Source organism: Marinobacter maroccanus (assembly GCF_002933275.1).
Taxonomy (GTDB): Bacteria; Pseudomonadota; Gammaproteobacteria; order Pseudomonadales; family Oleiphilaceae; genus Marinobacter; species Marinobacter maroccanus.
Genome location: NZ_PSSX01000008.1, coordinates 71,027 through 91,684, shown reverse-complemented (window position 1 = coordinate 91,684; position 20,658 = coordinate 71,027). Strand labels below are relative to the sequence as shown.

The following is a 20,658-nucleotide window of genomic DNA, read 5'->3' as shown; positions in this document are numbered from 1 at the left end:
TCCTGACCTGGTGTGATTGTGCAAAGTGCACAGGTCAGGTGTCATCCACTCTCTCAAATCATGGCCGTGAGGACCACATGGCACAGACGTTGCGATCTCTCTTGCGTGTTTTCATCAAAGAGAGACAAGGCTATGACCTCACAAGTGACTCCTCAGGAACAGGACTACCCGCTCAGCCCGGTGCCCATGGATCAGCGTCGCAGTATCTGGTCCATGGGCCTGGTTCTGCTTGGCTTCACCTTTTTCACCGCCACCATGTGGGCGGGCGGCAGTATCGGTGTCGCATTCGATTTTTCAACGATGCTGCTGGTGCTGGCAGCCGGTAACTTGCTGCTGGGTACCTATGCCGCCATTCTTGGCTACATTGCTGCTAAATCGGGCCTGAATACGGCACTGATGTCCCGCTTTACCTTCGGTGAGCTGGGCAGCAAGCTCTCCGACTTCATCCTGGGCTTTACCCAGATCGGCTGGTACGCCTGGGGCACGGCGACCATGGCCATTCTCCTGGTTAAGCTGACAGGCTTGCCCGAGAGCTGGACCACGCCGCTGATGGTGGTGTTCGGTTTCGGCTTCTGTATCACCGCGTTCATTGGCTACAAGGGGCTGGAAATGCTGTCCCGCTTTGCGGTGCCGGCAATGATTATCCTGGTAGCCGTGAGCATGACGATCGCCACCTCGGACGCCGGAGGCTTTGCCGGGCTGCTCGCCATCACGCCCTCTGACGAAATGACCGTGGCTGCCGCCATTACCATGGTGTTCGGCACTTTCGTCAGTGGTGGCACCCAGGCTACCAATTGGACCCGTTTTGCCAAATCGGGCAAAACGGCGGTGATTGCGACCCTGCTGGCGTTCTTCCTCGGTAATGGACTGATGACGCTGATCGGCGCCTTTGGTGCTCTGGTTTACCAGCAGGCGGATATCGTCGACATCATGGTGGCGCAGGGGCTGGCGACCCTCGGCATCCTCATGTTGTTCCTGAATCTTTGGACAACGCAGGATAATACCGTATACAACTTCGCCGTGGCCGGCTGCAATATGATCCGAACCCGCCGGCGCAAGCTGGTCACAGTGGGCGGTGCCGCCATCGGCACAGTGCTGGCTGTTCTGGGTATGTATGAGTGGCTTATCCCGTTCCTGGTGTTGCTTGGAACCTTCATTCCGCCCATTGGCGGGGTCATCATGGCCAGCTATTTCATTGGCTATAAGCGCGAGTACCCGTCACTCGAAACGGCGACCTTGCCCGCGTTCAATATTCCCGGGCTGGCGGCCTATGCCATAGGCTCGGCAGCGGCCTATACCTCGCCATGGATCGCGCCGATTGTTGGCGTACTGGTTGCCGCGGCCAGTTATGGTGTAGTGCTTGTGGTCAGTGAGGCCGTTCGTGATCGCCGGGCCCAGGTTCTGGGAGCGGTGTAAATGGCCCTGACGTGCCGTGACATTCCGGAACTCCCTGGCCTTGGGGCCATCCATCTGCGGGGTGGGAGTTCCGGCGCAGACAAAACGGTGCGCTGGCCTTATCTGGCGGAGAACCGGTCTTTCACCAACTGGGTCAGGGGTGGCGAGCTGGTATTTGTCACCGGTATCAGCCGCCATCGTAGCCCGGCCAACCTGGCCGAGTGCCTCTATGAAGGTCGGGACAGCGGCATATCGGGGCTGGTTGTGCTGACCGGCGATGCCTACATCGGGCAGCTGCCGGCCATGTTAAGTCGTCTGGCGGATGAGCTGGCCATGCCGTTGTTTGAGCAGCCTTATTCGCTGCCCATGGTGGATGTGACCGAAACCATCGCCCGGGCGATTGTCGCATCGGAGCGAGCGCAAGAACCCCGGGAAGACGGGCTGGCGGAGGCGTTGATAGCCGGTATCGGCAGTCATCAGCTCGAACGACTGATCCGGCATTACCTGCCCGGGGTAGAAGCCGAGCTTCTGGCCAGTCGTGATCTCCTGGAGGTATGGCTTCAGGAACGTGGAAACCAGTGCGCCATGGCCGAAGCCCTTGGCTGCCATAGAAATACCATCCGGAACCGGATGAATCGGTTGGTCGCGGAGATGCCTCCGGAGGCTGAACCGAACGAGTACTTCAAAACCCTGGTGCTGGCCCATCTGTTGTCGAGGCCATGATTCAAACCAGCGGAAAATCTGTGTGGAGATGTTATGAGTGAAAATCTGAACGCTATTATCAATGCCCGGTTGCAGGGCCGTGAGGGGTTATTCCGGCTGACCATCACCGATGGAAAATTCAGCAGTATCACCGCCCAGGATGCGCCTGAAAGCGTTGCCGAGAACCAGCTGGACGCCGGCGGAAATCTGGTCACTCCTCCTTTCGTGGAGCCGCACATCCACCTGGATGCGGCCATGACCGCCGGCGAGCCACGCTGGAACCAGAGTGGTACCTTGTTTGAAGGTATCGAGTGTTGGTCTGAACGCAAAGCCAGCCTGACTCATGACGACGTGATTGGCCGGGCCGAGCAGACGTTGAAGCTGTTTGCCGATAACGGCATTCAGCACGTCCGCACCCATGTGGACGTGACAGACACCAGGCTGACAGGGCTGAAGGCTATGTTGGAAGTGCGTGAGCGCATGGCCGACACAGTAGACCTGCAGATTGTCGCTTTTCCCCAGGAAGGTCTCTGGTCATTTCCCCAGGGCAAGGAGCTGATGGAGGAGGCGGTTCGTCTGGGGGCCGATGTGGTCGGTGGCATTCCCCATTTCGAATTCACTCGAGATTACGGCGTTGAGTCGGTTCAATGGCTGGTGGCGTTGGCCCACAAAAACGACCTTCTGGTAGACGTGCATTGCGACGAGATTGATGATCCCGAATCCCGGTTTCTGGAAGTTCTCGCTGCCGAGGCGCTCAAGCTGGACTATGGCTCACGGGTCACCGCCAGCCATACCTGTGCCATGGGCTCGTACAACGACCATTACTGCAGCCGGCTGTTCCGCTTGCTGAAGAAATCCGGCCTGCGTTTCCTTTCGATGCCCACCGAAAGCCTGCACCTGCAGGGGCGATTCGATGGTTATCCGAAACGCCGTGGCCTGACCCGGGTTCCGGAACTGCTGGATGCAGGGCTGAAGGTAGCGTTCGGGCAGGATTCCATCCGCGATCCCTGGTATCCACTGGGCAACGGCAACATGCTCCGTACCCTGGATGTAGGTTTGCACGCCTGCCACATGCTGGGCATGGGTTGGATTGACCGTTCGCTAGAGCTTATTACCGAAAACGGTGCTGCGGCACTGGATCTGGAAGAATACGGCATCGACGAGGGTCTTCCTGCTCGCTGTGTGGTTCTGCAGGGAGGGTCGCCCTATGAGGTGCTGCTTGGGCAGTTGCCGGTTGTAGCGTCGGTGCGTGATGGCCGCATTTTGGTCAATCGTGGCAGCTAAAGGGTATCTGAACAGGCTGGACGGCGAAGCCTTCTTTTCGAGCCGGAAAATGGCGCCCGTTTGTATTAATTTGGGTGGTAGAAATAGATGTGCTTCGATGAGCCCAGCGGGAGAGTAAATATGAGAACCATACTCCAAGTGGATTTTCCTTATGAGGGTCCGTTTGGCGATGAGATGGCGAGTGCGATGGCCGAGCTTGCCGAGTCTATTGCCAGGGAGCCGGGCTTCGTGTGGAAGATATGGACAGAAAACAGGGACCACTGCGAGGCAGGTGGCATCTATCTGTTCGAGGACGAGAGCAGTGCAAGGGCTTATCTGGAAAAGCACACAGCCCGGCTGAAGGAATTCGGTGTGCCGAAAGTGAATGGCAAAGTGTTTCAGGTGAACGAGCAGCTTTCTGCTATTGATCACGGTCCGGTTTGAATCAGGCTGGCCGGGGTGCGGAACACGCTGCTGCGGCGTATTAGCCTGCCTGCAGTTCTTGTACTCGGGTTCGTCCTCGCCGGCCTCGGCCTGGATGATTATCTCTCTGGCTGGCTCTTGTGAGTCCCCCAATGTCCGGAATCATCCGCATAGCATTATCCCGAATCTGAATGTTGGCTTTGCGACCACTACTCACGTACCCGAGTAAACAAAATACAAGCAAGCTCAAAGACTCCCCAATACAGGATAAAGCGAACCGACGAGCAAAGTTGCCATAGTGATGTTGAAGACTTGCCGGCGCCGTTGGCTCGATAACCATTGGCGGACGACGGTTCCCAGCCAGGCCCAAACTGAAATTGCCGGAAAGCAGACGATGGCAAACGCTGAGGCCACCAGCATCACCGATGGCAGTGACCGGTCCGGAGCGTAAATGGTGATGGCTGACAGGCCCATCGCCCACGCTTTCGGATTCACCCACTGGAATGCTGCTGCCTGCAAAAATGTCATGGGCCGGCCGGAAGCGACAGTCTCTTTCAAAGGCGCCGCAGTGGCCACCTTCCAGGCAAGCCAGAGCAGGTAACCAACACAAAGAACCTCAAGTATGGTGCGCAAGACAGGAAAGGACTCGAATAAAGCCATCAATCCGACACCGGCGAGTAGTGTTAACGCGGTCAGCCCGACCACAATGCCAACCATGTGCGGGATCGTTCTGAGGAACCCAAAGTTGGCGCCGGACGCAAGGAGCATCAGATTGTTCGGCCCCGGCGTTGCCGTGGTCACAAAGGCAAAACCAAAAAGCGCAGCCAGCACAGAAAGACTCATGACGAATACACTCCAATAGCGTCTCATTTTTTGCAATTATATTGATATTGGTGTGAAATTAATGATCTAAATAATCCGTTTGAATAGAGTAAATGCAATAAATGACCAACATAGACGGCGCCTCTCGGCGAATATTGCAGGAGCTCAAGCGTGACGGAAGAATCAGCAACGTCGAGCTTGCTGAACGGGTCCATTTGTCACCTTCGACCTGCTTGCGACGTGTCCAGGAACTTGAACGAACGGGCGTAATCCGGGGCTATCGTGTTGTCACCGATCGGGAGCGCATGGATCGCGGTTTTGCCGCATACGTCAGTGTTTCCCTTTCATCGCATACCAAAGCGGCGCTTGAGAGCTTCGAGCATGCAATGCAGGATGCCGAGGAAGTAGTTGAATGCCACAACGTGGCCGGCGCATTTGAATATCTGCTGAGAATCGAGTGCAGGGACCTTGCCGGTTATAAGCATTTTCATACCGACATTTTGGGTACCCACCCCCATGTCAGTGCCCTTACGACGTATCTAGTGATGGGGTCACCCAAAGATGAGCGTGCTTGAGGCTCCGACCGGTGAATGCCGTTTGGGTTCAGGTAACCCCTTTGAGACGGACTGGGTTCAGGTGCGACCTTGCAAAACGTAACTTGAGCAAGAAGTGATGAATCGCGGCTAGCAGCCGTGGTCGCGCTGCTAGCGGCAAAATGCACCGGATTGGCAGGGTGTGAGTTGGCTGGATACTCTACCTTCAAAACCCAAGTGACTCACGAGATCCAACAGCCAATAAATTAGACACCTCCTATTCGATATAAAACCCGCTGAATGTCCTCTTTGCGACCCCAGGGCATCCTCTGAACTCAGCTAAACAGAAGCGAACATTCGTCCCCCCATTTCTAACCAGCACACAGGGATTCTTTCAAACCATCACCGTCAGATTTTGAAAGTCGCAAGCAGTACGATTGGGAGCAATGGGATCAGCTGTCAAAACGGTCTGTCGCTGAAGTGGAGGTATAATGGAAAAGTCCCAAAAACAGCAAAATTTCTGCGGTTTAATTTGCATGGCGCTACAAGCTTTTCACAAAGCACCTCTGTTGCCGATTGACGTACGGTTGGAAATTGTGGTGCTGTTGTATTTATCTTGCAAAACGTGCACTAATAAACCGAGTGCACACTTTTCACAAACGACGAGGCCCAAAAACGGCCGAGTGCTGGCAGGTAAAGCTTTAAAAAATCGACACTATCAGTCTTGTGAAGCAGTTTTCGACGGCTGCGTCTGGTTGCGGTTTAATACGAATTCAAACTAATAAGCTGTTATACCAAATACATGATCGATAAGGGAAGAAAATGGGTTTAGAGTCCGAAATTAAGAATGCTCGAAAAGAAATTGTCTCTGATGGGTACGATATGTCTGTCGGTGAAGTTATCAATTTATACAAGGATGATGAGCTAAAAATAAACCCAGAATTTCAAAGGCTTTTTAGGTGGGATATTACAAGAAAAACCCGGTTTATCGAATCTATCTTGCTAGGAATCCCTATTCCTCCAATTTTCGTTTTTCAAGACGAAGATGGTGGCTGGGAACTTATAGATGGGCTACAGCGTTTGTCGACGATTCTAGAGTTCGTCGGAGTCTTGAAAGATCCCGAAGGCAAAAAAGTCGAACCAAGTACTTTAGAAGGCACAAATTTTCTTCCCAGTCTCGCCAATAAACGCTGGCAAACCTGGGCAGAAGGCGATGAATCTATAGATAAACCAATGCAATTGCAGATTAAAAGGTCTAGATTGCGAGTTGAAATCCTTCTGAAAGAAAGTGACGAAAACGCTAAGTATGAACTTTTCCAAAGGTTGAATACTGGAGGTGCTCAGCTATCAGAGCAGGAAGTGAGGAACTGTGTTGCGGTAATGATAAATTCGAAACTGTACAGCTTGATAAAAGATCTAGCCAAATATGAAGCTTTTAAAGAAACAACCAATCAAACTGATAATGCCTTAGAAAAACAAGCCGGCATGGAGCTCGTTCTTAGATTTTTTGCATTCAGGAATTATAAGTATAAGAAAGGACTCGATGTGCACGAGTATTTAGATGAGGCATTAATCGAAATCTCCAAAAGTGATGAAATCGATTGGAATCAGGAAGAGTTGGTTTTTAAGCAGACATTTGATCTCCTTCAAAAGACATTGGGGAATAACGCGTTTAAGAAGTGGGATGGGATCGCATTTTCTGGAAAATTCTTAATGTCGCTTTATGAAACTATAGCTCTTGGTTTGTCGGAGAACATCGATGAATACCAAAGGCTCACACCCGCTGATCAAAGTAATGTTATAACAAAGAAAATTAAAGAACTTTGGTCTAACCCTACGTTTGAGAGAAATTCGGGTGCGGGCGTACGGGGAACAACGCGATTAGCAAATCTTTTACCAATGGCCAAGGAGTTTTTTAGGCCATGAGTAAAATCAGGACGCTTGATCAGCTTCAAAGCATTTTAGATCAAGAGCTTTCATGGAGATTTAAGGAGATTGCCAGTCTAAAAATATTGGTTCGGAGAGCCGATAACATGGCTAGCGCTACAGCTGTGCGCGCGTCTATTCCTCTCTTATATGGGCACTGGGAGGGATTTATAAAAAATACAGCGACGCATTATTTGGAGTATATTAACGGTCAGTCCATAAAATATAGAGAGCTGGTTAGCTGTTTTATCGTGTTTGGTGTCAAGAAGAAAATTAATGAGCTTTCAACATCTAAACAGTCTGAGACATCCATAGAGGCCATTGAATTCCTTCTCAACAAGCTAGATCAAACCGCAAGCTTAAAGGTGGATTCGGCAATTCGAACTGAATTTAATCTAAGCTCTAAAGTTTTTGTAAACATATTAAAGTCAATAAATATTGACACAAAAAACTATGAGACTAGGTTTAAATTGATTGATGAAAGTCTTCTGAATAGGCGAAACCACATCGCTCACGGAGAATACCTGGATGTTGAGCCAGAAGGCTTTCGAGATTTGGCGGACGAAGTCTTAAACATGCTTCGGTGGTTTAAGACGGATATAGAGAATGCCGCATCTCTTGAGCAATACCGAAACAGGTATAACCAGAGACTGCCGCTCCAAGCCGACGGCTGAGCCTAGGCGTTATGCCGCTATCTGAATGTCCGCTTTGCGACCTTCCGGCTAACTTTCCGCGTCAATCAGGCTGTGTGTTTCAGTCGAAAATTTCGAGGAGTGTCTATTGCATCGGAGCAAGCTCAGAGGGAGCCTGAACTACTAAGACTTGGAGTGAGAGGCCAACATCGAAAGCTTACCCGCAGGCCTCTCTATGCTTGATGGCATAGCTAAGAAGATCTTCCGAGGTTTTTTTCACATCATAGAAACCAAGAGGCCAGCCATCCATTGCAGTAGCCGCAACAACCTGCTCTGGGCGGTATCTATCAACGCCCTCTTTTAACTGTTTTCGCTGAGCATCCAGATAGTCTGCCGGCATACCAACCTGCTCCAAAAGCTGAAGAATTTGAATTTGCCAAACCCGATCTTCAGGAAGCTGGGCCCATTTTCTCAAATCCAAGACTTCAAAGCCCTGGGAACGGAAGATTTCAAGCACAAAAGTTGCACATGTTAAGCCAGAATACTCAAATTCTTGGTGAAACGTCCCATCCGCCCGAAAAAAAGCGCCCTCTTTGCATATCGAATAAGGTAGCCCCTGAGGATTCTTGCTAACAACGCTGGTGCAATATGTTGCCAAAAGCATTTTTGACAAATCGTCTAATTGCACATCAACCCACACGTAATGATCATCAGGAGGATCCAAGCGCAACTGCCTGTGAGATGCTAGGTGGAGGAAATTTAGCGCTCCATCTTCATCTCTATAATAAACGCCTGTGTGCTGCTGATTTCTTCTCAGGCTCGGTCTTGCCAACACAACTGAAAAAGAATCAACGTCATCGTGGCTTGAGCTGTGGATGCAATTCTTCTGCATTCAAACCAAACCAATAAGCGATCTCTTATCTAAATTTCTCAGTTCGCCTTCCTTAGCAACTGACGCACGATATTCGTCCCAGAAAAATAGTTGATCCCGATAGCTGAAGGTAATTCTCGCTAATCCGAGCATGAGAAGGTCGGAGCATTTCTTTGCGTCGACGCAATAGAGGATATTATCAACTTCAGAGAAGTCCTCGTTAATCAACAGGTCATTGATCTTGGAGTAGATCGGCGCAAGTTTTGCGACAGAATCGATGTTGGATAAGTTGTCAAAGAAATTGCGCAACCACCGGTGCTTCTCGACTAGAGCCGTATACACCCTAGCCTCTTTACCGACCGAAATCACCGAAGATGTGGTCCCAGCAGAAGGGAATTCGATAACTACGCCCGGAACAGAAGATAAGCTCCCCGCTGAATAGAGCGCTCCAACGTCCGTACGCTCATCCACTATATCGAAAGCGGAAGCGACCTGCCTGTATGCATCCTGATTCGTATCCATCCCAATCATAATTTGTAGGCGCTCGGTTTAATTAATGTTTCAAAGGCATGCTTCTGGAAATAATGTGCCTCTTCGCACCAATCAACAACTTTATCCAATGAAAAGTTGTCAATAGAAAACGATCTTGTGTCGCTTTCCACTATAGTCTCCATGATTAGTCCAGGGTTCCCACCAATCACAGCACTAAAAATACTGACTGATATTGATCCTTCGGGGTCAGAGGTTCTCATTGACACTCTAAAACTTATGTCTGTCGCATCATCAATAATTCTTCGATCGGAAATAAAACTCTCTGACAAAGATGCATCTATGTTGAAGTGTTTTTCAACATACTCTTTATTCGTTAAACCTTCTTCCGACGGGAAAAAGGCGTCGTTATATCTCAAAACGAGTGTTACAGATTTGGAGGGTTTCAGGAAACTCTCAGGTTTCGAATTTTTAAAAACGCGAAGTCCTTTGGAGATACTGTTTTTAAAGCCGCTCCAAGAATAACCTTGCTCAACTTGGTTAACAGTAAAAATACCCAGTCCCAACTGGATACAAGGCCAAGCGTTCGGTCCAACCCGAAAGCGATGAGTGATCCGCTGAGGAATCAGAGCCCCGCTCGGCGCTGGCCCAAAGTTAAATGACTCAACCTCGGTGAAACCTTCGTTTGAAGCATGGGCGCTAATCTGGCCAGGGAACAACGACTGCTCATTGTTAGAGTACTCAAAGGAGTTTTGATCCTTCCGCCCCCATCGAATCTCGAAAATTGCCTCGATCAGGGGTGCTTTGATCTTTTCAGCCATCTATGCCATCCGTACAAAGGTTTTTTGGCTATTAGTCTCGAGCCCAACTTCCAGAGACGCGTTATAGCTTAGCATACGAATGCGTTCAGCTCACATTCGTATCAGCCGACATGATATACGAAGGAAGGGATTAAAGGCTCAGTGGCCCTGGAAGTTTGCCCGTGGAAAAATTCCTTGAGAAGGCGCGAGCAAGTTTATCTACCACTGGCACCGCTGACATTGACTCCACAGTAGAACCGCTAAAGACAGAAGTTCTCGTCCCTGCCCAAAACAACCCCTCGCCTTAATTACGCTGCCTCTGTCGGCAATTTGGGCTAGGTCGGGATGGCAGTGGCCTTAATAGCGCTCGCTCATTACATGTCGTCGGAGCGGCACCGAATGTTCGCTTTGCGACCAAAGCTGAAAATGCCTGCTTGGATGGCGCAGCGCGGCTGTGCCACGAAGAGAGTCAGGTGAAAGCAGTGCAAAGGTCACGTCGGTAGGTTGCGATGCATTCACCTAAATTAACTGGGCACTGCCAGGGCACCATTTGGGCACAGGTGCAATAATCGAGAAAAATTCCCGCTTTTAATCTTGCCGTGCAAAGGTCACTGATCGAATCGAAGGTGTTTGGACTGCTCAGGCAAGAGCGATAAAGGTGAGGGTGTTGTCTTGGTGATAACTCATTGATTTGCCAAGTTAATGGCCCGCCCGTCAGGATTCGAACCTGAGACCTTCGCCTCCGGAGGGCGACGCTCTATCCAGCTGAGCTACGGGCGGATTTCAACAAGTTTGGCATGTTTGACCGTTGCCTTCGGTTCCGGATTTTTTCTCTGACCCTTGCCTCCGGAGGGCAACGCTCTATCCAGCTGAGCTACGGGCGCATTCGAAACGGCGATTGCTCGTCAATTTCGAGTGCGCAATCTTACGTGCGAAGCAGGTCGCTGTCCAGCCCCTGAGGGCAAGTCCTGCCATCAGTTTTGGGGCAGTTGCTGCTCGGGGGTAATGGTTACCAGGTTGTTGTCGTTGCTGAAGGTGACCTCGCCATCCTGGATGGTCACCTGGAAGCTCATGGACCGGTCCGCGAGGGCTGCCAGCGCCTCCGTTTCATCGCCGGGCAGATGGATGACGGTGAGGTTGTCAAAACGTTCCAGTTTGCCATGGTGTTTGTCCCACCAGACGGGGAAGGCGCGGTCGCCGTATGTGTACAGGATCACTTTTCCAGCGCGGTTGCATGCTTTTCTCAGTCGATCCTCTTCCGGCAGGCCCAGTTCAATCCACACTTCAATCTCGCCGGTCAGGTCTTTCTGCCACAGCTCTGGCTCGTCATCGGTGCTCAGGCCCTTGGTGAATTCCAGGGTGTCGCTGGCGTTCAGGGCAAAGGCGAGCAGCCGGATCATCACGCGCAGGTCGGTTTCCGACGGATGCTGGGCGATGGTCATGTGATGGTCCGCATAGTAGTGGCGGTCCATATCGGCGATGTTGAGCGTTGCCTTGAGGATGGTTGCTTTGAGCGCCATGGGCTTCCTGCATTGGTATCGAAGTGGTGGTTTGGGCTAGTGTAATGCAATTCTTTCCCGGGTGAGTGTAAGCGCATGCCGATGTTGCGTGGTTTTCTGGTTCTGGTGCTGTTTTTTGTTCTTGGCGAGTCTGTTCGATTGCTTCTGGCGCTGCCCGTGAGTGGCGGCGTGCTTGGAATGGTGGTCATTACCTTCACGCTGATGCTCAAGGGCAGTGTCAGTGATGACCTGGCCCGGGCCAGCCAGGGTCTGATCTCTGTGCTTGTGCTTCTGATCATGCCGGGGGTTGTGGGCGTGTTTTTCACGGCGGACCAGTTCTCGGGGCAATGGCTGGCGGTTGCAGCGGCGTTGCTGCTGGGCACTTTTCTCAGTGTGCTGACCACGTTGTTGTTGATGAAGGCGGTGACGGCGAGAGGAGCAAGCGATGGAGAGTGAACTCATCGCCCGCTTCCAGGCCCTGCCGGATACGCTTGCCACCACACCGATTCTGGCGATCGGTCTGACTCTGGGCGCCTTCTTTGCCGGCAACTGGCTGTTCTCCCGGATTGGCCGGCCTGTGTGGCTGCCGCCGGTTGTTTTGTCGGCGTGCCTGCTGTCCGGCGTCATCGCCGTTCTGGCGGTGGACTACCAGGATTACCAGCAGGGTGCCCGCTGGCTGACAGTTTTGCTAGGCCCCGCCACCGTTGCCCTGGGGATTCCGCTGTACCAGCAGATGCACCATATCCGTGCCATGTGGCGCCCGATTGTGGTCACCCTGCCGGTTGCCGCCACCATGGCGGCGGTTTACGCCGTGGTGATTGGTTGGGCGTTGGGCGCGACGCCGGAGGTGTTGGCCTCGCTGGCGCCCAAGTCGGTCACTGCGCCGATTGCCATTGGTATTACCGAGCAACTGGGTGGTGCGGTGCCCCTGATGATGGGCGGGCTTTTGATCACCGGCGTGGTGGCAACCCTCTTCGTTGACCTGCTCGCGCGGCTTTTGCCTGTGAAAGACGAACGGATTCTCGGCTTTGCCCTGGGCCTGAATGGTCATGCGATTGGCACGGCGAGGGCGTTCGAAATCAGTCACACTGCCGGTGCCTTTGCCTCTCTGGGTATGGGGCTTACCGGGGTGTTTACTGCCTTGATCCTGCCTCTGGTTTTCCGGCTGTAAGACTGCGCCAAATCAGGTCATTCACCTGGCGTATAGCCCCATGTCGCAATTTCGATTGCCCTAGGTGTTTTCCGAGACTAGCTTGTTGGCCAGGCATTCGGCGCCGTTCTGCGCCGATGTTCCGTGAAAATTCCTAAAATAGCGACGGAAAACGCGATGAAAAAACTGATTGCAGCATTTGTCGGTTCCATGGCCCTGGCCTCGGCGCCAGTTGCTCTTGGCGCCGAGGCGACCAAAGAATTGAAGATGGCGTACGACGCCGATCCGGTAACCCTCGACATTCATGAGCAGCTGTCTGGTGGTATCCTGCAGCTGTCCCATATGACCTTTGATCCGCTGCTGCGCTGGACCAGTGACCTTGGCTTCGAGCCGCGTCTGGCAGAGAGCTGGGAGCGGGTCGACGAAAACACCATGCGCTTCAAACTCCGTGAAGGTGTGAAGTTCCACTCCGGCAACGAGCTGACCGCCGCCGATGTGAAGTTCACCTTTGATCGCCTGAAGCAGAGTCAGGATTTCAAGGCTATCTTCAAGCCCTTCAGTGGCATCAACATCATTGATGACTACACCTTCGAGCTGGTTACCAGCGAGCCTTATCCGCTGCTGTTGAATACCGCCACTTATATCTTCCCGTTCGACAGCAAGTTCTACAGCGGCCAGACCCAAGACGGCAAGGACAAGAGCGCCATCCTCAAGCATGGCAACTCCTTCGCGTCCGAGAATCTGTCGGGCACAGGCCCTTACACTGTGACCGAGCGCAAGCAGGGTGTCCGGGTCGAGTTTGAACGCTTTGATGATTACTGGGATACCGAGTCTCCGGGCAACGTCGGGAAGATCGTGCTGACTCCGATCAAGGAAAACAACACCCGGGTTTCTGCCCTGCTGTCCGGTGGTGTCGATTTTATCGCCCCGGTGCCGCCCAATGATCTGGAGCGGATTCGCAACGACAAAAATGGCAACCTGGTCACCATGAGCGGTACTCGTATCATCCTGTTCCACATGAACCAGGAGCGAGTGGAAGCCTTCAAGAATCCGAAGGTGCGTCAGGCGATTGCCTATGCCATCAACCAGGAAGGCATTGCAGCCAAGATCATGAAGGGTTTCGCTACCCCGGCCGCACAGATGTCGCCTGAAGGCTATCAGGGCTACAACGAGTCCCTGACACCGCGCTTCGACGTGGCCAAGGCCCAGGAGCTGATGAAGGAAGCCGGTTATGAGGATGGTTTCACCATCACCATGATGGCGCCGAACAACCGCTACGTGAACGACGACAAGATCGCTCAGGCGGTGGCTGCCATGCTGGCCCGTATCAACATCAAGGTAGATCTGAAAACCCTGCCGAAGGCCCAGTACTGGCCGGAGTATGATAACCGCGCCGCTGACATGATGATGATCGGCTGGCACGCGGATACCGAGGACTCCGCCAACTTCTACGAGTTCCTGACCTTCTGCCCGGACGCCGACAGTGGTGCTGGCCAGTACAACGCCGGTAACTACTGCAACCCGGAAATCGACGCCCTGGTTCAAAAAGCCAACGTCGAGACCGACCTGGACAAGCGTGCGGCCATGCTGCAGGAAGTGGAGCAGCGTCTGTATGACGACGCGGCCTTTGTTCCTCTGCACTGGCAGGACCTGGCCTGGGCCGCCAAGAAGAACGTGAAGATTGAGCCGGTGCTCAATGTCATGAACTTCCCGTACCTGGGTGATCTGGTTATTGAGTAATCGCCTTTGATGGCCGGCCGGCGCTGGAGTGATCCGGCGCCGGCCTTTTGTTTGCAAGCCTTATCCGGAAGCTTTCCATGTTAGCGTTTTTGGTTCAGCGGATTTCCCAGGCGTTTCTGGTCATGTTCGTGATCAGTGTGATCGCCTTTGCCATTCAGGATGGCCTCGGGGACCCGCTTCAGGAAATGGTGGGCATGTCTGTCTCTGAAGAGGAGCGGGAAGCCATTCGCGAGGAGCTCGGTCTGAACGACCCGATGGTGGTGCAGTACCTGCGTTTCGCGGGCAATGCGCTTCAGGGTGACCTGGGCAACTCCTATTTCTACAGCAAGCCGACCCTGGAGGTGATCGCCGAACATCTGCCGGCGACCCTGGAACTGGTGATCGGTGCCAGTCTGATTATTGTGTTTCTCTCCGTGCCGATCGGTGTCTATGCCGCTATCCGGCCCCAGGCATGGTTATCCAAATTCTTTATGGGCGTCAGTACCGTGGGTATTTCCATTCCGGTGTTTCTGACGGCCATCGTGTTGATTCAGCTGTTCTCCATTGGTGTCACCGTGAACTGGTTTCCGTCGGACACCGGCTGGGGCCAGTGGCTGAACGATTTCTTCAGCACTGAGGGCGGGCTGCCTTCCTACGGTCGAGGCGATGAGCTCACGCACCTGTTCGGCACCTGGGAGTCCGGTTTCTTCACCGGTACCGGGTTGATGCATCTGGTCCTGCCGTCGGTGTCCCTGGCCTCGATCATGCTGCCGCTGTTTATCCGGCTGATCCGGGCCGAGATGATGGAAGTGCTGCAGAGTGATTACGTTCGTTACGCCCGGGCCAAGGGCCTCAGTGCCGGCCGCATCAACTTTCTGCACGCACTCAAGAACACCATGCTGCCGGTGATTACCGTGGGTGGCGTGCAGATCGGCATCATGGTGGCTTACACCATTCTCACGGAAACCGTGTTCCAGTGGCCGGGCGTGGGCCTGATGTTCCTGGAGGCCATCACCCGCAGCGACATTCCGCTGATCGTGGCTTACCTGATGGTGGTGGGCCTGATCTTCGTGGTTACCAACACTCTGGTGGATCTGATCTACGGACTGGTGAATCCCACCGTCAAACTGACAGGAAAGAAAGCATGACAACGGCAACGGTTTCCCGCTGGGACCGCTTCCGCGAGTCCTTCTTCTGGTACAGCTTCAAGCGCGACAAGGTGGCCATTGTCAGCTTTTCCGTGCTGCTGCTGATGGTGCTGGCGGCGGTGTTTGCGCCGCTGCTGGCGCCCGCCGATCCCTACGATCTGGCGCTGATCAACATCATGAATTCCGAACTGCCCCCGGTGGGTTTGAGCGGTGCCGATCCGGCATTTCCCCTGGGCACTGACGCCCAGGGCCGGGATCTGCTGTCCACCATTCTGTACGGCACCCGGGTGTCGTTGATGATCGGCTTCGGGGCGGTGGTCCTGCAGGCGTTTCTGGGCATTCTCTTTGGCCTGCTGGCCGGCTACCTGGGCGGCAAGGTGGATGCGGTGCTGATGCGCATTGCCGATGTGCAGCTGTCGTTCTCCACCCTGATGGTTGCCATCATCGTGGGTGCGGTGTTCAAGGCCAGCTTCGGCAATCTGATGTTCGGTGAGATCGCCATCTACATGCTGATCTTTATCATCGGTGTTGCCGAGTGGCCCCAGATTGCCCGGACCGTTCGTGCCTCGGTGCTGGCTGAAAAAAAGAAGGAATATGTCGACGCCGCCAAGGTGATGGGCTTCGGAACCCGCCGGATCATGTTCCGGCACATTCTGCCCAACACCCTGTCGCCGATCTTCGTTATTGCGACGGTGCAGATTGCCAACGCCATTATTTCCGAGGCGGCGCTGTCATTCCTGGGCCTGGGCATGCCGGAAACCCAGCCGTCCCTCGGGTCGCTGATCAAATCCGGCTTCGATTACATCCAGAGCGGCTCCTGGTGGATCACCCTGATCCCGGGCCTTGTGCTGGTGGTGCTCGTACTGGTCATCAATCTGTTGGGTGACTGGTTGCGGGATGTAATGAACCCACGGCTGTACAAGGGGTAACACCATGGCACTGTTGGAAGTAAAAGATCTGGATGTGCGCTTCGCGGTGCGCGGCGGCGACCTGACCGCCCTGCGGGGCATCAGCTTCAGCCTGGACAAGGGCGAGCGGCTGGGCCTGGTGGGGGAGTCCGGCGCCGGTAAATCGGTGGCGGCCTTCTCGATACTGAACTTGATTGCCAAGCCTGGCTATATCGCCGGTGGGCAGATCCTTTTCGAAGGCAAGGATCTGGCGGCCATGAGCGAGCGGGAGTTGCGCAAGATCCGTGGCAACCGCATCGCCATGATCTTCCAGGATCCGATGATGACCCTCAATCCGGTACTGACCATCGGAACCCAGATGGTGGAGGCCATCCTGGCCCATCGGAAGATCAGTAAAAAAGAAGCCCGTGCCATTGCTCTGGACCGGCTGCAGAAAGTTCAGATCCCGTCGCCGGAGAAGCGTCTCGACCAGTACCCCCATGAGCTGTCCGGGGGTATGCGCCAGCGGGTGATCATTGCCATCGCCCTGCTGCTGGACCCGGAGATCATCATTGCCGATGAACCCACCACCGCCCTGGATGTGACCATCCAGGCGGAGATCATGGATCTGCTGCTGAACCTGTGCGAGCAGGAGAATGTGGCGCTGATGCTGATCACCCATGACCTCGGCGTGGTCTCTCAGGTGACCCAGCGCATGCTGGTGATGTACTCGGGCCGCATCATCGAGCAGGGGCCGACCCGGGAAATCATCAACGATGCCCAGCATCCCTACACCCAGGGGCTGATCAACGCGCTGCCCCAGATGGGTGAGCCCGGCGAGCGCCTGTTCCAGATTCCCGGCTCCATGCCGTCGCTGAAGAACGTGCCCACGGGCTGTCCGTTCCACCCCCGCTGCAAGTTCGCCACCGAGCAGTGCAAGCAGGCGATGCCTGAGTATGTGCGCTCGGGCAATGTGAACGTGGCCTGTTACGAAGTCGCCAACCTGATTGAGCAGGAGAAACGCATGCAGGAGGCCGAATCATGACCTCCCCGCTGGTAAGTATTCGCGGTCTTGAGAAACGCTTTGACCTGTCCGGCAGCCTGCTGGAGCAGATCACCTTCGAGGGTGGTCGTTTTCGTCGCAAACAGGAGGCGGTTCATGCCATCAACGGCGTGGATCTGGAAGTGCATAAAGGCGAAGCCCTTTGCGTGGTGGGCGAATCCGGCTGTGGCAAGTCCACCGTGGCCCGGACCGTGATGGGCTTGCTCTCGCCCAGCGCCGGCGAGATTCACTATGACGGTCAGCGCATCGATAATCTCGAGCGCAAGGATTCTCTGCCCTACCGGCGCAAGATGCAGATGATCTTCCAGAACCCCTATGCCTCCCTGAACCCGCGCATGACCATTCAGCAGACCCTGGAGGAGCCGATCCGGTTCCACCATCCGGACTGGTCCCCGGTCCAGGTACGGGACAAGATCCACGAAGTGATGCATTCGGTAGGCATTGATCCGGATTGGGGCAGCCGCTTCGGCCATGAGTTTTCCGGTGGCCAGCGCCAGCGGATCGCGATTGCCCGTGCGCTGGCGGTGGATCCGGAGTTTATAGTCGCGGACGAGCCGATCTCGGCTCTGGATGTGTCCATCCAGGCCCAGGTGCTTAACCTGCTGATGGACGCCCAGGAGAGCCGGGGACTGACCTATCTGTTCATCACCCACGACCTGGCGGTGGTGGAGCATTTCGGCACCCGAGTGGCGGTGATGTACCTGGGGCGAGTCTGCGAGCTGGCGGATACCAAAACGCTGTTTTCTGCGCCGCGGCATCCCTACACCCAGGCGCTGTTGTCGGCGATTCCGAAGCTCGAGGATGACCGGCCCAACCACATCCGCCTGAAGGGTGAGGTGCCCACGCCGGTGAACCTGCCCTCCGGTTGCGTATTCCATGGCCGGTGCCCCTATGCCAACGAGCGCTGCCGGCAGGAGGTGCCGCAGCTGATCACGACCGATGGTGGTACCCAGGTTGCCTGCCACGCGGTGGACGAGGGGCGGTTGTAACGGGAGCGCTGCGATAGGCTATGATGCCTGCAGTTAAACCCTTTTCGATACAATCTCATACCCTCAGGGGACTCCATGGAAGTACGCTGGCTGGAAGACTTTCTGGCGCTGGCCCGCACGCGCCATTTTTCACGTGCTGCCGAATTGCAGCACGTGAGCCAGCCTACGTTCAGCCGGCGGATCAAGCTGCTGGAGGAGGCCATGGGTAGCACGCTGATCAATCGTCAGACGTTGCCACTTTCGCTGACGCCGGCAGGGGAGATATTCCGGGAGCTGTGCGAACGGATTACCCGGGATGTGCGTGATACCCGTGATCGCATTGCCGCCCTTGAAGCCGAAGTGTCTGCAAGAATCAGCGTAGGCTCCACCCAGGGGCTGTTTTCGCACTTTTACCAGGGCTGGGCCCAGGACGCGGGTATTGCTGAACGACTGCAGCTGAACTTGAACGCTACCAGTTGGGTGGGGGAGCAGTTCCTGGAGGCGCTGGACAGTGGGGAATGTGATCTGGTGCTCTGTTACTGGCATCCGGATCTGCCCTGGGGTGGCCGGCTGACTGCAGACAGTTACGACTGGCTGGTGCTGGCCCGGGAGTCACTTGTGCCGGTCAGCGTTGCTGACGATCACAGGCACCCCCGGTTTGCCCTGCCGGGCAGCCCTGAACAACCGGTACCGCTTATTGCCTATCACAGTCGTGGCTTCCTGCAATCGGCGATTGAAGGCCATCTTGCCCGCAGCAGGTTGACGGCCAATCTGTTACCCCTGAACGAGAATACCCAGTCAGCCAGTATCAAGGCGCTGGTCAAGCAGGGTTTTGGCATGGGCTGGCTGCCGCGTCGCATGACCGAAAAAAGCGAACAGTTTGGCAGCCTCGTGCGTGCGGGCGATGAAAGCTGGGACGTGCCCCTGGAAATCCGCTTGATCCGGCTGCGCGATACCCGCTCGGACGATCTCTTAACGCTCTGGAATAAACTGGAAGAAGCCTATGCCTCATGATGCCCTGTTGTCCCTCCAGGAGGATCACCTGAACGAGCTGCAGGCCCAATATGAATCTGCGATGTCGGAGCATGGCTACGACAGCCTGCTGATCGCTTCAGGCGCCGCCCCTTACCGGTACGGAGATGATCAGGCCTGGCACTTCCAGGGCTATGGGCCGTTTCTACACTGGACCGGTCTGGCCGGTCGCGAACACTGCTGGCTCTGGATCCGGGCGGGGCACAGGCCCGTGCTCTGGTTGTTCGAGCCGGTGGATTTCTGGCACGCCAACCCGGCGTTGCCGGAAGAACCCTGGCAGGCGTTTATCGAGGTTCGCAGCAGTGCCTCACCCAGAGCGCCGTTGCTGGATGATCCCGGCAGCCTGGCTGTGATTGGCGATCCGGCATTGATCCGCAATGTCCCCGGGGACGCAAACCCGGACGATCTGCTTCGGGACCTGGACGAAACCCGAGTGCGCAAAACCGCCTATGAAATCGAGTGTCTTGCCCAGGCCAACAGGCTGGCTCTGGTGGGCCATGCCGCTGCCCGGGAAGCATTCCTGGCCGGTGAAAGCGAGTTTGGCATCAACCTGGCCTACCAGCAGGCGACCCGCCAGCGGGAAGCCGAGGCGCCTTATCACAGCATCATCGGCGTGAACGAGCATGCAGGTACTCTGCACTATCAGTATTACGATACCCAGCCTCCGGGGCAGCCGCGCAGCCTGCTGATCGATGCCGGCGTCCGGTTTCGTGGCTACTGTTCGGATATCACCCGCACCACGGCGGGGCCGGACGAGTCACACTTTGCCGCCCTGATTCACGGGCTTGATCGACTCCAGCTGAAACTGTGCCGCATGGTGGCACCGGGCGTGGATTACATCGAGATTCATCGCAAGGCCCATCAGGGGGTTGCTGTTCTGCTGTCAGCGACCGGCCTGGTCTCGGGCCTGGGTGACGAGGCCATCGTCGCCAAAGGCATTACCCGGGTTTTCTTTCCCCATGGCATTGGTCATTTCCTGGGTGTGCAAGTCCATGATGTGGCTGGCAAACCGACGCCCCCGCCAGAAGATGCCCCGTTCCTGCGCCTGACCCGCAGGCTGGAGCCCGGCATGGTAGTAACCATTGAGCCCGGGCTCTATTTTATTCCCTCGTTGCTGGACCCCTTGCTGGAAGGGGAGTTGGGGCAATACCTGAACCGGCAGCTGATCGACAGGCTGAGAGGCTGTGGTGGCATTCGGATTGAGGACAACGTTGTGGTTACTGAGGCCGGCTCCCGGAATCTGACCCGGGATTCGTGAGTCTCGAAACACAAAATGTTGCACAAATTTAAGCCAGAAGGCTTGCATTTCGAGATGCCAATGACAATAATTATCACT

21 protein-coding genes and 1 tRNA gene are annotated in these 20,658 nt (G+C 54.9%); 16 read left to right on the top strand and 6 right to left on the bottom strand.

Annotated elements, in window-relative coordinates:
• Positions 1-132: 132 nt before the first annotated feature.
• The 4 genes from codB to KEHDKFFH_RS10895 all read left to right on the top strand — a co-directional run bounded on the left by codB (position 133) and on the right by KEHDKFFH_RS10895 (position 3,804).
• Entirely contained in the window at positions 133-1,416 is a 1,284-nt protein-coding gene (codB, locus tag KEHDKFFH_RS10910; RefSeq protein WP_104321952.1) for a cytosine permease, read from the top strand.
• Positions 1,417-2,118, top strand: a complete 702-nt coding sequence (locus tag KEHDKFFH_RS10905; protein ID WP_104321951.1) for a PucR family transcriptional regulator — start codon at positions 1,417-1,419, stop codon at positions 2,116-2,118.
• 33 nt (positions 2,119-2,151) lie between these two features.
• On the top strand, positions 2,152-3,381 hold the full coding sequence (gene codA, locus KEHDKFFH_RS10900; RefSeq protein WP_104321950.1) for a cytosine deaminase: 1,230 nt from the start codon (positions 2,152-2,154) through the stop codon (positions 3,379-3,381).
• Positions 3,382-3,501: 120 nt separating this feature from the next.
• Entirely contained in the window at positions 3,502-3,804 is a 303-nt protein-coding gene (locus tag KEHDKFFH_RS10895; protein WP_104321949.1) for a monooxygenase, read from the top strand.
• A 225-nt stretch (positions 3,805-4,029) separates the two neighbouring features.
• Here the strand turns inward: KEHDKFFH_RS10895 and KEHDKFFH_RS10890 are convergent, their stop codons facing one another.
• The gene (locus tag KEHDKFFH_RS10890; RefSeq protein ID WP_104321948.1) at positions 4,030-4,626 is read right to left on the bottom strand and encodes a LysE family translocator; all 597 of its coding nucleotides are present in this window, start codon (positions 4,624-4,626) and stop codon (positions 4,030-4,032) included.
• Positions 4,627-4,727: 101 nt separating this feature from the next.
• On the opposite strand from KEHDKFFH_RS10890, the gene KEHDKFFH_RS10885 reads away from it, so the two are divergent.
• The 3 genes from KEHDKFFH_RS10885 to KEHDKFFH_RS10875 all read left to right on the top strand — a co-directional run bounded on the left by KEHDKFFH_RS10885 (position 4,728) and on the right by KEHDKFFH_RS10875 (position 7,738).
• The gene (locus KEHDKFFH_RS10885) at positions 4,728-5,180 is read left to right on the top strand and encodes an Lrp/AsnC family transcriptional regulator (RefSeq protein ID WP_104321947.1); all 453 of its coding nucleotides are present in this window, start codon (positions 4,728-4,730) and stop codon (positions 5,178-5,180) included.
• A gap of 780 nt (positions 5,181-5,960) precedes the next feature.
• Positions 5,961-7,064 (top strand): DUF262 domain-containing protein, encoded by a 1,104-nt coding sequence (locus KEHDKFFH_RS10880; RefSeq protein ID WP_104321946.1) that lies wholly within the window; start codon positions 5,961-5,963, stop codon positions 7,062-7,064.
• A complete protein-coding gene (locus KEHDKFFH_RS10875) occupies positions 7,061-7,738 on the top strand; it encodes an MAE_28990/MAE_18760 family HEPN-like nuclease (RefSeq protein ID WP_104321945.1) in 678 nt (225 codons plus the stop codon). The genes KEHDKFFH_RS10880 and KEHDKFFH_RS10875 overlap by 4 nt, the downstream gene beginning before the upstream one ends.
• A gap of 175 nt (positions 7,739-7,913) precedes the next feature.
• On the opposite strand, the gene KEHDKFFH_RS10870 is transcribed toward KEHDKFFH_RS10875, so the two are convergent.
• From KEHDKFFH_RS10870 to KEHDKFFH_RS10850, 5 genes are all read right to left on the bottom strand, one after another.
• On the bottom strand, positions 7,914-8,588 hold the full coding sequence (locus KEHDKFFH_RS10870) for a hypothetical protein (RefSeq protein WP_104321944.1): 675 nt from the start codon (positions 8,586-8,588) through the stop codon (positions 7,914-7,916).
• Positions 8,589-9,089: a hypothetical protein gene (locus KEHDKFFH_RS10865; RefSeq protein ID WP_146084204.1), complete on the bottom strand. Its 501-nt coding sequence runs from the start codon at positions 9,087-9,089 to the stop codon at positions 8,589-8,591.
• A 5-nt stretch (positions 9,090-9,094) separates the two neighbouring features.
• Positions 9,095-9,877, bottom strand: a complete 783-nt coding sequence (locus KEHDKFFH_RS10860) for a TIGR04255 family protein (RefSeq protein WP_104321942.1) — start codon at positions 9,875-9,877, stop codon at positions 9,095-9,097.
• Between the two features lie 682 nt (positions 9,878-10,559).
• Positions 10,560-10,636, bottom strand: a tRNA-Arg gene (locus KEHDKFFH_RS10855).
• A 194-nt stretch (positions 10,637-10,830) separates the two neighbouring features.
• Entirely contained in the window at positions 10,831-11,376 is a 546-nt protein-coding gene (locus tag KEHDKFFH_RS10850) for a YaeQ family protein (RefSeq protein ID WP_104321941.1), read from the bottom strand.
• Positions 11,377-11,451: 75 nt separating this feature from the next.
• Between KEHDKFFH_RS10850 and KEHDKFFH_RS10845 the strand changes: the two genes are divergently transcribed.
• From KEHDKFFH_RS10845 to pepQ, 9 genes are all read left to right on the top strand, one after another.
• Positions 11,452-11,811, top strand: a complete 360-nt coding sequence (locus KEHDKFFH_RS10845; protein ID WP_104321940.1) for a CidA/LrgA family protein — start codon at positions 11,452-11,454, stop codon at positions 11,809-11,811.
• Positions 11,801-12,526, top strand: a complete 726-nt coding sequence (locus tag KEHDKFFH_RS10840) for an LrgB family protein (RefSeq protein WP_104321939.1) — start codon at positions 11,801-11,803, stop codon at positions 12,524-12,526. Before KEHDKFFH_RS10845 ends, KEHDKFFH_RS10840 begins: the two co-directional genes overlap by 11 nt.
• Positions 12,527-12,682: 156 nt before the next feature.
• Positions 12,683-14,245, top strand: coding sequence for an ABC transporter substrate-binding protein (locus KEHDKFFH_RS10835; protein ID WP_104321938.1), 1,563 nt, complete (start codon positions 12,683-12,685; stop codon positions 14,243-14,245).
• Between the two features lie 77 nt (positions 14,246-14,322).
• The gene (locus tag KEHDKFFH_RS10830; RefSeq protein ID WP_041644890.1) at positions 14,323-15,372 is read left to right on the top strand and encodes an ABC transporter permease; all 1,050 of its coding nucleotides are present in this window, start codon (positions 14,323-14,325) and stop codon (positions 15,370-15,372) included.
• The gene (locus tag KEHDKFFH_RS10825) at positions 15,369-16,301 is read left to right on the top strand and encodes an ABC transporter permease (RefSeq protein ID WP_104321937.1); all 933 of its coding nucleotides are present in this window, start codon (positions 15,369-15,371) and stop codon (positions 16,299-16,301) included. Before KEHDKFFH_RS10830 ends, KEHDKFFH_RS10825 begins: the two co-directional genes overlap by 4 nt.
• 4 nt (positions 16,302-16,305) lie before the next feature.
• Positions 16,306-17,304, top strand: a complete 999-nt coding sequence (locus tag KEHDKFFH_RS10820) for an ABC transporter ATP-binding protein (RefSeq protein ID WP_104321936.1) — start codon at positions 16,306-16,308, stop codon at positions 17,302-17,304.
• Positions 17,301-18,311: an ABC transporter ATP-binding protein gene (locus KEHDKFFH_RS10815; RefSeq protein WP_104321935.1), complete on the top strand. Its 1,011-nt coding sequence runs from the start codon at positions 17,301-17,303 to the stop codon at positions 18,309-18,311. The genes KEHDKFFH_RS10820 and KEHDKFFH_RS10815 overlap by 4 nt, the downstream gene beginning before the upstream one ends.
• A 75-nt stretch (positions 18,312-18,386) precedes the next feature.
• Positions 18,387-19,304 (top strand): LysR family transcriptional regulator, encoded by a 918-nt coding sequence (locus KEHDKFFH_RS10810; RefSeq protein ID WP_104321934.1) that lies wholly within the window; start codon positions 18,387-18,389, stop codon positions 19,302-19,304.
• Positions 19,294-20,580: a Xaa-Pro dipeptidase gene (gene pepQ / locus KEHDKFFH_RS10805; protein ID WP_104321933.1), complete on the top strand. Its 1,287-nt coding sequence runs from the start codon at positions 19,294-19,296 to the stop codon at positions 20,578-20,580. Before KEHDKFFH_RS10810 ends, pepQ begins: the two co-directional genes overlap by 11 nt.
• The last annotated feature ends 78 nt before the right edge of the window (positions 20,581-20,658 follow it).